The 12260-nt window shown below is 49.9% G+C and carries 14 protein-coding genes; 5 read left to right on the top strand and 9 right to left on the bottom strand.

Annotation, left to right across the window (positions count from 1 at the left end):
• The first annotated feature begins 1 nt into the window (after window position 1).
• Window positions 2–175, top strand: coding sequence for a hypothetical protein (locus K7B67_RS16030; protein ID WP_252176888.1), 174 nt, complete (start codon window positions 2–4; stop codon window positions 173–175).
• 61 nt (window positions 176–236) lie between these two features.
• On the opposite strand, the gene K7B67_RS16025 is transcribed toward K7B67_RS16030, so the two are convergent.
• Window positions 237–446 (bottom strand): cold-shock protein, encoded by a 210-nt coding sequence (locus K7B67_RS16025; protein ID WP_034832746.1) that lies wholly within the window; start codon window positions 444–446, stop codon window positions 237–239.
• A 460-nt stretch (window positions 447–906) separates the two neighbouring features.
• On the opposite strand from K7B67_RS16025, the gene K7B67_RS16020 reads away from it, so the two are divergent.
• Window positions 907–1425: a GNAT family N-acetyltransferase gene (locus K7B67_RS16020; protein ID WP_252176887.1), complete on the top strand. Its 519-nt coding sequence runs from the start codon at window positions 907–909 to the stop codon at window positions 1423–1425.
• Between the two features lie 180 nt (window positions 1426–1605).
• Here K7B67_RS16020 and argC read toward each other — a convergent pair whose 3' ends face one another.
• Both argC and K7B67_RS16010 read right to left on the bottom strand, forming a co-directional pair.
• Window positions 1606–2649: an N-acetyl-gamma-glutamyl-phosphate reductase gene (gene argC, locus K7B67_RS16015; protein ID WP_252176886.1), complete on the bottom strand. Its 1044-nt coding sequence runs from the start codon at window positions 2647–2649 to the stop codon at window positions 1606–1608.
• A gap of 126 nt (window positions 2650–2775) precedes the next feature.
• Complete coding sequence (locus K7B67_RS16010) at window positions 2776–3072, bottom strand: hypothetical protein (RefSeq protein WP_252176885.1); 297 nt, start codon at window positions 3070–3072, stop codon at window positions 2776–2778.
• 102 nt (window positions 3073–3174) lie between these two features.
• Here K7B67_RS16010 and pgtP point away from each other — a divergent pair, with 102 nt between their 5' ends.
• Complete coding sequence (pgtP, locus tag K7B67_RS16005; RefSeq protein WP_252176884.1) at window positions 3175–4530, top strand: phosphoglycerate transporter protein PgtP; 1356 nt, start codon at window positions 3175–3177, stop codon at window positions 4528–4530.
• Window positions 4531–4935: 405 nt separating this feature from the next.
• On the opposite strand, the gene K7B67_RS16000 is transcribed toward pgtP, so the two are convergent.
• Window positions 4936–5367, bottom strand: coding sequence for a DUF2147 domain-containing protein (locus K7B67_RS16000; RefSeq protein WP_252176883.1), 432 nt, complete (start codon window positions 5365–5367; stop codon window positions 4936–4938).
• Between the two features lie 106 nt (window positions 5368–5473).
• On the bottom strand, window positions 5474–6685 hold the full coding sequence (locus K7B67_RS15995; protein WP_252176882.1) for an aromatic amino acid transport family protein: 1212 nt from the start codon (window positions 6683–6685) through the stop codon (window positions 5474–5476).
• Between the two features lie 135 nt (window positions 6686–6820).
• On the opposite strand from K7B67_RS15995, the gene K7B67_RS15990 reads away from it, so the two are divergent.
• Complete coding sequence (locus tag K7B67_RS15990) at window positions 6821–7162, top strand: 5-carboxymethyl-2-hydroxymuconate Delta-isomerase (RefSeq protein WP_252176881.1); 342 nt, start codon at window positions 6821–6823, stop codon at window positions 7160–7162.
• A gap of 32 nt (window positions 7163–7194) precedes the next feature.
• On the opposite strand, the gene hisA is transcribed toward K7B67_RS15990, so the two are convergent.
• On the bottom strand, window positions 7195–7953 hold the full coding sequence (hisA, locus tag K7B67_RS15985) for a phosphoribosylformimino-5-aminoimidazole carboxamide ribotide isomerase (RefSeq protein ID WP_252176880.1): 759 nt from the start codon (window positions 7951–7953) through the stop codon (window positions 7195–7197).
• Between the two features lie 134 nt (window positions 7954–8087).
• On the opposite strand from hisA, the gene K7B67_RS15980 reads away from it, so the two are divergent.
• The gene (locus K7B67_RS15980) at window positions 8088–8942 is read left to right on the top strand and encodes a S1/P1 nuclease (RefSeq protein WP_252176879.1); all 855 of its coding nucleotides are present in this window, start codon (window positions 8088–8090) and stop codon (window positions 8940–8942) included.
• Here the strand turns inward: K7B67_RS15980 and K7B67_RS15975 are convergent, their stop codons facing one another.
• The 3 genes from K7B67_RS15975 to K7B67_RS15965 all read right to left on the bottom strand — a co-directional run bounded on the left by K7B67_RS15975 (window position 8943) and on the right by K7B67_RS15965 (window position 12209).
• Window positions 8943–9683 (bottom strand): META domain-containing protein, encoded by a 741-nt coding sequence (locus K7B67_RS15975; protein WP_252176878.1) that lies wholly within the window; start codon window positions 9681–9683, stop codon window positions 8943–8945.
• Between the two features lie 180 nt (window positions 9684–9863).
• A complete protein-coding gene (locus K7B67_RS15970; RefSeq protein ID WP_252176877.1) occupies window positions 9864–10244 on the bottom strand; it encodes an SET domain-containing protein in 381 nt (126 codons plus the stop codon).
• A gap of 141 nt (window positions 10245–10385) precedes the next feature.
• Window positions 10386–12209 (bottom strand): DEAD/DEAH box helicase, encoded by a 1824-nt coding sequence (locus K7B67_RS15965; RefSeq protein WP_252176876.1) that lies wholly within the window; start codon window positions 12207–12209, stop codon window positions 10386–10388.
• Between the last annotated feature and the right edge of the window lie 51 nt (window positions 12210–12260).

Raw genomic sequence — 12260 nt, 5'->3', positions numbered from 1 at the left:
CATGGAATTATTGAAGATACTGTTTCTACTCTTTGTTGCACTGGCTGTGGTAGTGATGGCGACGGAGCGGTTTGGCAAACCCATGAGCCGGGAAAAGCAGTCAAAACTGTCGAAAATAGCCATTATCCTGGTTCTGGTGATGCTGGTGGCCAGAATCATTAAAGAAATCGCATAAACGCAAAAAGCAGCGCAAAGCGCTGCTTTTATTCACTGCCCGAAGGGGGCGTGAAGAGTAATCAGTCGATTACTTCGATGTTCTCAGCCTGAGGGCCTTTGGCGCCCTGAGTTACTTCAAACTTAACGCGCTGGCCTTCAACCAGGGTTTTGAAGCCAGTACCAACGATTGCTCTGAAGTGAGCAAACACGTCTGGACCAGAGTCCTGGCTGATGAAGCCGTAACCTTTGGATTCATTGAACCACTTAACTGTTCCGGTAGAAGCAGACATAATCAATTCCTGAAATTGAACAAAAATAGGGTGGTCACACAACATGACCGCTTAGCTGAAAGTGTCGCTACTACTTATGATTTATCAGGAAGATCTACAACTATGGAACTTCGAAACGCAAGACATAAATATAAGACATAACTTAAAGCCAAGCTAATTGTATCTCAAATTGCTCCAGAAGCAATGAGTACAACACGATTAAAGATATAGCGAAAATCAGCAGATACAACCCCGGCAGTATCGATATAGAGATAATCGGCATGATTATTTCTCATGACCCTGTCTTATTTCATTATCCGGAATCAGATTCTGTGTCTGGAAGACAGCCATCGGCGGCTGCCGGAGCCTCGATAACCAGCCTCTCGGGTACCTGTCAGCCATATAACTTGCATCGAACATTCGGGTAGAGAATACTGCCGCTTTGAGATTGCCACAGAGAAACAGAGGCTATAAAAATACTATGGAAATAATAATACGACACCAGGAAGACAGGGACTTTCCTCGTATCGCAGAAATGTTTGAATATCAGGACTTGGCAGAAAACACCTCCCAGATCCCCTACAACCACTCCGACCACTGGAAAGAACTGTTTCAGTCCCGAAGCAATGAATCCGTTCAGCTGGTTGCAGAAGTAAACGGCAAGGTTGCAGGTCATCTTGGCATTCGTATGTCCAGCAAGCCACGTAAAAAACACGTCGCGACTTTCGGCATCAGTGTACACCCTGATTTTCAGGGGCAGGGAGTAGGATCAAGACTGGTTGATGAAATGATCCAGCTCTGTGATCACTGGTTGAATATTGTCCGTATCGAACTGGGCGTTTTCACAGAAAACAAACACGCGATTGCCCTGTATAAAAAGTACGGCTTTGAAATCGAAGGAACTGCCCGCTTCGATTGCTTCCGCAGAGGCCAGTACGGCAGCACCTATCAAATGGCCAGAATCAGGCCAGACCTGTTGAGCAGCATTGAAAATCCATGACTCCAGCACGCTGCCCTCTTTGCCAACAGCAAAATCACTGCGCCATCAGCGCTGGAAAACCTGCCGGACAGTGCTGGTGTATGAAAGACTTGAAGTCGTCTTTAACCCATACACCCGCTGTTTTGATGTCAGTGCCCGAAGCAGATACCTCCTGCTACTGCGAGCCCTGTCTTGTAAAGATCAAGGCATCAAAGCAGGCGCATCAAGGCTCGCGGTTTCATTCAGTCCGCACATAATATTCATATTTTGAATCGCCTGACCTGCCGCTCCCTTCACCAGATTATCAATCACCGACAGAATCACCAGGGTATCGCCTCCCTGTGGGCGATGAACGGAAATACGACATTGGTTGCAGGATTTGACTGAACGTGTTTCCGGATGACTGCCTGCTGGCAAAACATCAACAAAAGGCTCATGACTGAACCTGTTTTCGTACAAGGCCTGAAGATCAATGGTGTGATCTTTTACCGAAACATACGACGTTGTATGAATGCCTCTGATCATGGGAACAAGGTGCGGCACAAACACCAGCTCACCCTGGTAACTCTGAACGCCTGCCAGAGACATTCTCTCTATGCCCTGTCGGATTTCTGGCAGATGCCTGTGGCCTGGTACACCGTATGCTTTGAATGATTCAGAAGCTTCGCACAATAAACTGGCCACTTTGGCTTCACGGCCAGCGCCACTGACTCCGGACTTGGCATCAATAATAACATTGCCTTCTACCAGACCTTTTTCCATCAGCGGCAACAAACCCAATTGTGCAGCCGTCGGATAACACCCCGGATTGGCCACCAGCTGTGCGGATTTAATGGACTCCCGGTTCATCTCCGGCAAACCATAGACCGCTTCTGCCAGTAAACCAGGGCAGGCATGATCAACGCCGTACCATTGCTGCCATTGGGCAGCATTGCTCAGACGAAAGTCGGCTGCCAGATCCACGACCTTCACACCTTTGTCCAGCAGACCGGGAACAGAATTCATGGCAATTCCATTGGGCGTGGCAAAGAACACCAGGTCACAGCTAGCCAGAGCATCATCGTCTGGCTGTGAATAGACAATGTCCATTTTGCCCCGCAGTCCGGGATACAGTTCACTGACGGGCTTGCCTGCCTCCTTTCTTGAAGTAATCACCGTGACTTCAACGTCGGGATGAACTGCCAGAAGACGCAACAATTCTGCTCCGGTGTAACCGGTACCGCCAACAATGCCTGCCTTGATCATGGATATGCACTCTAAATAAGAATATTGTACGTAAGTTTTATTACCAGGGCATCACTCTAATATCTGATTATTTTTTAAACTTTGACTTGCCAAATCACAAATATGAACTGAAATTACCATGGTTGATTACACACAGAACCATTTAAGCACACATTCTGTGGAGCCTAATAAAACGCCTTTTCTCTTTGGGAGCCAGTGAGCCTGACAGTCAAATAAAATTGCAACAATCGCAAAATCAATTACGCTAGACACAAGATAAATCGCAAAAGGTGAATTTATCTTGTAGGTTTCAACTTTAAGTGTTTGAAAGGTAGCTTGAACCTTAGCCATAACAACGAGTGTTGCGCTCGTTGCGGTTTTAATCAAGAGTTGTCTGTAAAAAATAATGCTAACTGCATTGAGAAAGAAGCGGTTCCAAATCATTCAGCCATGGATCCAATTGCCGGTCTAAAGGACTACTCGCCGTTGCTGTTGGCTGCCCGTCAGGGCAAATGGCTATAGCAAATAAGCTTGGGAGTACTTTATATGCTGGGATTTCTCAGTCCTCCTGCTCATCAAGAGCAGATTGCGTCCAAAGATGTCGATGAAGTCTACAAGAGACTTCGCATTCAGGTTTTGTTGGGTATCATTGTTGGTTATGCCGCTTATTACCTGATACGTAAAAACTTCTCTCTGGCCATGCCTGACCTGATTGAGCAGGGATTCACCAAGTCTGAGCTGGGTCTGGCTCTCTCAGCGGTTTCTTTTGCCTATGGCTTCAGCAAGTTTCTTATGGGCAACCTGTCTGATCGCAGTGATGCCCGGAAATTCATGAGTATAGGTCTGATTCTCTCAGCTCTGACCATGATATTTATGGGGATCGTTCCCTTTGCTACCGCTTCGGTCACTGCCATGTTTGCCCTGCTGTTTCTCAATGGCTGGTTTCAGGGAATGGGCTATCCGGCTGGCAGCAGGGTTATGACGCATTGGTTCTCTGTCAGAGAAAGGGGCGTCAAGTGGGCATACTGGAATACCTCTCATAACCTCGGAGCCGGTCTGGTGGGGCCCATGGCTATTTATGCGGTCTATTTATTTGGTGACTGGCAGTCGCAGCTCTGGTTCCACGGGGTTGTGGCCCTGGTTCTGGCCGGTATTACCTGGACGTTATTAAGAGATACTCCCCAGTCCTGCGGTCTGCCCAGTATCGAAGCCTGGACTGGCGATAAACTCAAATCTTACGACGAGCATCACCATGAGCAGGAGATGTCCGCCAAAGACATTTTTTTCAAATACGTATTCAACAATAAATTGCTCTGGTATCTCTCACTGGCCAATGTCTTCGTTTATCTGGTTCGTTACGGAGTGCTGGACTGGGCACCGACTTACCTGAAAGAAGTGAAAGGTTTCTCAATGGCTCAAAGTGGTCTGGCCTATTTCCTTTATGAGTTTGCCGGTATTCCCGGTATCCTGCTTTGTGGCTGGGCCAGCGACCGCTTCTTCAGAGGCTGCCGTGCCCCTGTCAGTATGTGGATGATGGCGCTGGTCTGTGTGGCTATTGTTATTTACTGGCAGAACCCCGCCGGACACCCAATGATTGATAACCTCTGCCTGATCTTCGTGGGTTTCCTGATTTATGGCCCTGTGGTGCTGGTAGGTCTTCAGGCCGCTGATTCAGCTCCCAAGAAAGCGACCGGAACCGCCACTGGCCTGACCGGCCTGTTTGGTTACCTGGGTGGCGCTCTGTTTGCCAATCTAGCCATGGGCGTCATTGTTGACGCGATGGGTTGGAGTGGTGGCTTTATGCTGATTCTGGCTGCCTGTGGCATGGCGATTCTGTTTTTGGCAATGACTCTGAAGCAGGAGAAAGAGGACAAAGCTGAACTGTTCAGTCAGTACAAATGACCCTAGTGCAGCTAAGCCTTGATATACATACAGCCCCCTCGTTCATCCTGAGCGGAGTCGAAGGATGTGGACTCTGAACTAACAAAGACCGTGCCAACCACCCTTCGACTCCGCTCAGGGTGAACGGAGCTTGGGTGCTATTAATAGAGGGAACCCATCAATTACATTGAAGCCGTGTACTAGGAGCCTGACCGAGAATGGCGCCCGTAGCGAGGACGGCAGAAAATTGAGGATAAAAATTCGGTTTTGTGAGGAGAATAGCGAGCTATTTGACGAACAAAAGCGGATTTTTAGACCAATTTGCTGTCGCCGCAGTAGGGCAGCTATTCTCGGTCAGGCTCCTAGGAGCCTGACTTTTGCCCGGCAGTATCACCGCCGGGTGCTAAGCCTGCCCACTTTGCAAGACTACTCGGCCTTAAGCCAAACTGTCGTTCTCCCTAACAATGAAAAGCCCACATAACCCCTGAGTTCCAGCTTTTGGCCCTCGTCAATTAACTTCATGCTACCGCTGTAAACTTTGCCTGACTTCGGATCGAGAACATTTCCATTGTCGTATTTAGAGCCGTCTTTTTTCATTCCCCAGAGAAAAGTCATCCCCTCTATCTTCTGGTTCTTTTTATCACCCTTACATTTTTCGCAGACCGCCCCCCTGGTGGCAGGATCAAGAATCTGCACCACCTTTCCTTTGAGCTGATTGTCTTCTTCCCAGATAGTCACCAGGGATTCTGGTTTATTGGTGTCTTCATTAATGGTGTGCCACTGACCTACGTATCCGTTGGCAAAAGATAAAGCGGGGAGAACAAGGGCTGAAGCCGTCAGAAGTGTTTTTCGTAACATGAGGAGTTTCCGTTCTTATTAATAGAAGAGATGATACTAATTGGATCAAGGGTAAAGAGCCAGACAGGCTCTTTTGACAGGCTCTTTTGACAGCCTTGGTTCCTGATCAGGAATCCAGGGCTGGCAGCCAACCGGAAACAATGCCTATCTGGGCAAAAATCACAGCCAGCCCAATCAAACACATAACCACCAGCAACACGTTGCCACCGGCCACCTGATAGGGTTCTTCAAGGTGCTCCTTCCGAGCTTCCCAGACCATAAAAACAGGAATAAAGACTGCTAGAACCACCAATGCCACTGCCGCATAGCCCAGAGTCGTTACGAAGCTTCCCGGAAATAGAACCGCCACCAACAATGGCAGCCCCAGCGTCAGGCAGAGGGTTTGAATGCGACCCACGAGGGTGTCAGGTCTATGGCTGACCTCAGCCAGATAATCAAACAGACCAATGGCTACGCCCAGAAATGAAGTACCCAGCGCACAGGCGGTAAAGCCATTGATGAGATGACTAAAGCCGGAGTAATGGCTAGCCTCCCCGATTCTATTAATAAGCTCGCCCACTGCATCGGGACTGCTGTGCAGGTTGTTGATCACCAGCGACGACAAGGTGCCGTTGGTGGCAACCTGCCAGAGCGAATAGACCAGAAGAGGCAAGAAACTGCCCAGCACCAATGCCAGACGAAAATCTCCGGGCTTGCCTTTCACATATTGTACGACGGTGGGTACTGCGCAATGGTAGCCAAATGAGGTGTAGAGTACTGGCAGGGCGGCAAAGAGCATACCGGGTTCACCGACCCCAAGGGTGAGATTGTCGGCTTCAGCTTCTGGCAGCAACAGCGCCATGATGAACATCAATAACATCATCATCAGCAGGAACATCGTGCGATTGGCATAATCCACAACCACTGTCCCGACCAACACCAGAGCGGCAATGAACCCTGTCACTACCGCAGCTGACTGAGAAAAGCTGAGAGCCAGTCCCATCTTGCTGGTGAATGAGGCCAGCTGCCCTGCGCCAGCGGTGATATAGGCTGAACTGAGTGAGTAATACAAAAACAGCATGGCCAGAATAGCCACCGCCTGACCGGGTTTTCCCAGCAACCGCCCCACGACGCCATGGAGATTAACGGCCTCTGGCACGGCCCGGCAAGCCTCGGCTATGAGCAGCCCTCCATAGCAGGCCAGAGATGCCATTAACATCATCAGCAGGATGCCTGACCAGAAACCCGTGGCAGCGGAAACCAGAGGCAAAGCCAGCATTCCCGCGCCGATAGATGTTCCTGCTACCAGCAGGGTGCTTCCTAATGTTTGACTGTTCATGTATTAATTTATCGGCTCCTTTCCAAACACCAAGAATAGACAAGAAATTCATAGCGTGGCCTGTTTTAGTCTTTCTGTTGCCTCCTTTGGGTTTTTGATAAGCTTCTTCACTCCATTTCCCAAAGACAATCCGCCATGCCTCACTGCATCATCGAGTACTCTTCAGGTATTGAACACAAGTGCTCAATCAGAGATCTGGTTTCAGCTGTTCATCAAGGCGCCCTGGAATCAGGCCTGTTTAAAACGGAAGACATCAAGTCCAGGGCTATCGCCTGCGAATACTTTCAAACAGCTCAGCCTGAGCAGTCTTTTGTTCACATCACCGTCAGAATTATGAGAGGTCGAACAGCAGCCCAAAAGAAAGACCTCAGCCAACAAGTGCTCAGTGCCGCTGATCGGATCATCCCGATGGTGAATATACTGACGGTTGAAATTCTTGATATTGACACTGATTGCTATTCAAAGCGGGTGGTTTAAAAGCAATCAGCATAGATGGTAGCGCTGCGGGATCAATCCGTTTTACAGCTCGCAACCACGTCCCTGAACGCCAAAGCACCACCAAAAATATCCAGGGCACTGCCGATGGTAATGTGTACCTGGCCGTTGCCGGCTGTTCTTACCGCTTCAATATCTTCCAGAGTGGCAATGCCCCCCGCATAAGTCACAGGAATCGGTGAATAGTGAGCCAGCAGGGAAACCAGTGCCAGGTCAGGGCCCGCCATTAAACCTTCGACCGACGCGGCATGAACAAGAAACTCATCACAATAGTGAGCCAGTTTTTCCAGTGTCTCTCCATTGATTCGGATGTCGGTAAACCTCTGCCAGCGATCCGTCACAATAAAATAGTCATCGCCTTTCTTTTTACAGGAAAGGTCCAGCACCAGTCGTTTTCGGCCCACAGCAGCCAGCAATTTGTCGAGATTTGCAAAGTTGATCTGGCCATCCTTGAAAACGTAGGAAGTCACGATGACATGGGAGGCTCCCAAATCAAGATAGTAAGTGGCATTCTCAGAAGTAATGCCGCCACCTGCCTGAAGACCTCTTGGCCAGCCTGACAGGGCAGCGGCAGCGGCTGCTTCGTTACCGGGACCTAATTTTATGACATGACCACCGGTTAACCCTTCCCGGCGATAAAGCTCGGCAAAATCAGCGGCTGAGCGGTCGCTTTCAAAGTTCACCTGAGCTGAATGATCATCATCACGCAGGGAGCTTCCTACTATCTGTTTCACCTTGCCTTGGTGCAGGTCAATGCAGGGACGAAACTGCATAGCGGGAACTCCTTGATGTTGATAGAAAAGAGGAAGAAACGAATGTATCACATTAGCCATAAGGTGAGAGAGCATTGCCCCGTAATTGCCAGTGGTTAATACTTGATTCCAGAACAAATGAAAAGGGAGAGGCTATGTGCAGAGGAATCGTCTTCCTGTTGGCAAGCCTGTTTTTCAGCCCAGTCCATGCCTGGTTTGACTCGGGCCATATGATCAGCAGCTGGATAGCCTGGCAGAATATGACACCCATCGCCCGGCAGCGCAGTCAGGAGCTGCTGGATGTTTTGAAAGAGGCCGAACCCCAAACGCATAGCTTTATTATCGCTTCCACCTGGATGGATGCCATCAAAAAGGAAGGTCTGGCTGTCACGGGTTACTGGCATACCGTCAGTGATGATCAGGTGGTCAATGGACTGGCGAACGGGCCCCAACAGCAAAACGGCATCTGGGTGGCAGAGCAGGCTATTAAAACCCTCTCTAACCCTGATAGTTCAAACTTTGCCCAAGCCTTGATGTTAAGAGCCTTGATTCATATCAGTCAGGATCTCCATAGTCCTCTGCATATTTGTGACGACAGGAAGGAGAGGCCGCCGGAACACGGCCAGTGCTACAAGGCTTTTGCCATTGCCGGGGTTAAGTATGAGGAAGAACAACTTACCAACCTGGCAGCGCTCTGGGACAGTGGTTTAACGGCTTTTCCTTCGGTGCGCAGCTACCATCCCGGGGCTGAAAAGATGATCGCCGAGTATTCCCGACAACTTTTGCTGGATGTCCCCCGGCACACGCTTTCCAACCTGAAGGACAGCCACCCTGCAAATTGGGCACGGGAAAGTTTACATATACAGAGAACACTGGTCTTAGATCAGATCAGACCGGGCGAGCCTCCCAGCAAAGACTATTTGCTGAGAGGACAACAAGTTTCAAAAGAAAGAATAGTGACTTCAGGTTATCGACTGGCTGAAATTCTCAATCAGGCGTTCAGCCCGTAATCACTGAGTTGTCTTCAATTCCAGAGGTTTAGCGAGATTAACCATTTTGTCGGAAGTACTGTGGGAAATCAGTTTTCCCTTTTGTCTGACTTCTACAGAGACGGAATAGGAATGGTTTGGCTGAACCAGGGTGGGGGAATAAGGAACTTCAAATTTTAAGGGGGCATCCAGCTCATGCTCCAGCTTGATTTTCTTCTCACCGATCAGATTATAGCGGGTATCCTTCTTGCTGGTATCTTTCAGCTGAATTCGAACATCGGAGCCAGCCGGAAAACTACCGGTGGTTGATTTGACGATGCCTTTCACTTCAGCTGTTTCTGCAACAAACGTCATCGACTGGTTGTTGTGACGGCTCTTGAGTGTCAGCACGACGCCGTTAGACACCATGGTGTCTACCTTCTGGAGCGCGTTGAAAAAAGCCATTTCCTGCTTCATAACAGGCTCCGGGCAGGCCATCAGGGTGGAGCCCACTCTGCCAAACTGCAGTTCATCCTGCTGCATCGTGTAGCTGCCAAAGTAACCATTACAAGGACCGCGGCCACCGATTTTACCATCCACGTCAGAAGCAGGCTGTAATTCAAAGGTGACTCTTCTGCCATTAACCGGTGGCTGGCCATCCAGGGAACGCAGCACCCAGGTCTTACCCTCAACTTCGGTGGGCGTCACCACCACATTTTTTTCTGATGAACTACAGGCGGCAAGAAGGCTTCCCGCAGCCAGCACCAGAGCATAACATCCCATGATCCTCATGACTTTACTTTAGACCTCACACTACACGACAAAGAAGCAGTAAATAGTAGAACATCGACAGATACTTATCTGGCTGACTTCCCCAGATAAAATATCACTAAGTGTAGCAGTCAAATGCTCAACAATATCAATCATATTAACCGGTGATATCTGAACTCAGGCATCGACCTTTCAAGGCTCCCACTGAACACCTTCCCAAAGTGGCGATTGATCATTGGGTGAGCCGTTGTAATTAATCGTTATCTCTTCATTGGGCAGAATTTTTTTAATAGCAATAAATTCAATCACCCGGTCGTCCATATCAAATCGATAAAGGGCATTGGGCGTATAAGAGTGGTTGTAAATTGAACCCAGTCCCAAAGCAATGGCGGCGGAATCCATTTCCTCACCCCAGGAAAAGTAATAGTTGTAGATTGACGTTTGATCGATGTGTTCAAGATCTTCCGGAGGTAATTCAAGCACGGGACAACGCTCGATAACCGTATCTCGCTCAATCTTTTTACGGGTGAAGACTCCCCGCCCTTTCGAACCGGAAAATGCTACATATAGCATAAGCGAGACCTCTTTAATTATTGTTTCCAGACAGTCTACCTGCCCTTTGATGGTCTGTTAATGGCCTTTTATGGTACTCCAAACAAAAAAAGCAGAAGTACCGGGCTTCTGCTTTTTCGTAATCAGGGAAGGACGATCGACTTACGCTTCACGACGCGGTTTGCGCGACCCCTGACGCCGGTCGCCACCACGATGTTCACGATCTCTTCTGAAGCCTTCACCATCGCGACCACGGCCACGACGGGGACGGTTGTTATCACGGCTGTTATCACGACGACCGTCGTCAGCCCAGATTTTCAGATCCAGAGCCTTGTTGCGAACCTTGACGTTTTTCAAAGCATCCAGAGTTGAGGAGTCCACACCTTCTGGCAGGTAGATGGACGAGCAGGTGTCGAACAGACGAATGTGGCCAATGTTTTTGCCAGAAATATTACTTTCGTTGGCAATGGCACCCACCAGGTCTCCGGGAGTGATGCCCTGGTCGCGGCCGATATCGACGCGGTAACGAACCATACCTTCATTGTCTTCTTTACGATCTCGACGAGGACGGGCGCCGCGCTCACCCCGATCGCCTCTGTCGCCTCTGTCGCCCCGGTCACGGCGCTCACGCTGTGGACGCTCAGGCTCTTTACCATCCGGGAATGGACGGTCTTTCTGAGCCATAAAGCAAAGCACAGCCGCCATGTCTTCGTGGCTCAGGGCGTGTTCGGTTTCCAACTCGGTAATGATTTCACGGAAGGCATCCAGCTCTTCACCCATTTCCAGGGATTTCACCACTTCTTCTTTGAAAGCCCGGATGCGCATATCACGAACATCGCGCATAGACGGCAGACGCATGGTTTCGATGCGCTGGCGGGTAGCGTGTTCAATGGCACGCAACATACGACGCTCACGGTGTGTAGCAAACAGGATAGCGACACCCTGACGACCGGCACGGCCAGTACGACCAATACGGTGAACGTAAGCCTCGGTATCGTAAGGAATGTCGTAGTTAACCACGTGAGACATACGCTCAACGTCAAGACCACGGGCGGCAACATCGGTAGCGATCAGAATATCGAGAGAGCCTTTCTTCAGTCGATCCACCACTTTTTCACGCAGACCCTGGCTCATGTCACCGTTCAGAGCGGCCGCAGCAAAGCCTCTGGCCTCCAGCTTTTCAGCCAGCTCCACGGTGGCGGTTTTGGTGCGCACGAAAATAATCATGGCATCAAAAGGTTCCACTTCCAGGATGCGGGTCAGTGCATCGAGCTTGTGGAAACCGCTGACCATGCAGACTTTCTGGGTGATGGTATCCACCGTGGCGGTTTTCGCCTTGATCTCAACCGTGGCAGGATTTTTCAGGTGGGTATCAGCAATCTTGCGAATCTGTCTGGGCATGGTGGCTGAGAACAGGGCTACCTGACGATCTTCAGGGGTCTGCTCCATGATCCATTCGATATCATCGACAAAGCCCATGCGCAGCATTTCGTCGGCTTCATCCAGAACCACCGCTTTCAGGGTATTGAGCCTGAGACTTTCTCTGCGGATATGATCCATGACACGACCGGGCGTACCGACAATAACATGGGCACCACGCTTGAGGCCTCTGAGCTGACCGCGCATATCCTGACCACCGTAAACGGGCAGCACGTGAAAGCCGGGCATGTGACGGGCATAGCGCTGAAACGCTTCAGCCACCTGGATGGCCAGTTCCCGTGTGGGTGTCAGAACGAGAACCTGGGGATCATTGGTTTTCATATCCAGTCTGGACAGCATCGGCAGGGCAAAAGCAGCGGTTTTGCCTGTGCCGGTCTGGGCCAGGCCCAGCAGGTCTCTGCCCTCAAGAATCTGGGGAATGCTCTGAGCCTGAATAGGAGAAGGGGTTTCATAGCCAACATCCTGTACTGCCTTGATCACTGCCGGGGAAAGCGGCAGTTCAGCAAAGGTAATCATTGGCTCAGTAGGGGTTGTGTCGTCAGACATCAAGTGCTCCGAAAAATTAGGCATTGATAGGATCAGTGCTCTCCCTTTAGA

The sequence above is a fragment of the Endozoicomonas sp. 4G genome, from assembly GCF_023822025.1.
GTDB lineage: Bacteria > Pseudomonadota > Gammaproteobacteria > Pseudomonadales > Endozoicomonadaceae > Endozoicomonas_A.
This window is presented reverse-complemented; position numbering and strand designations above follow the sequence as displayed.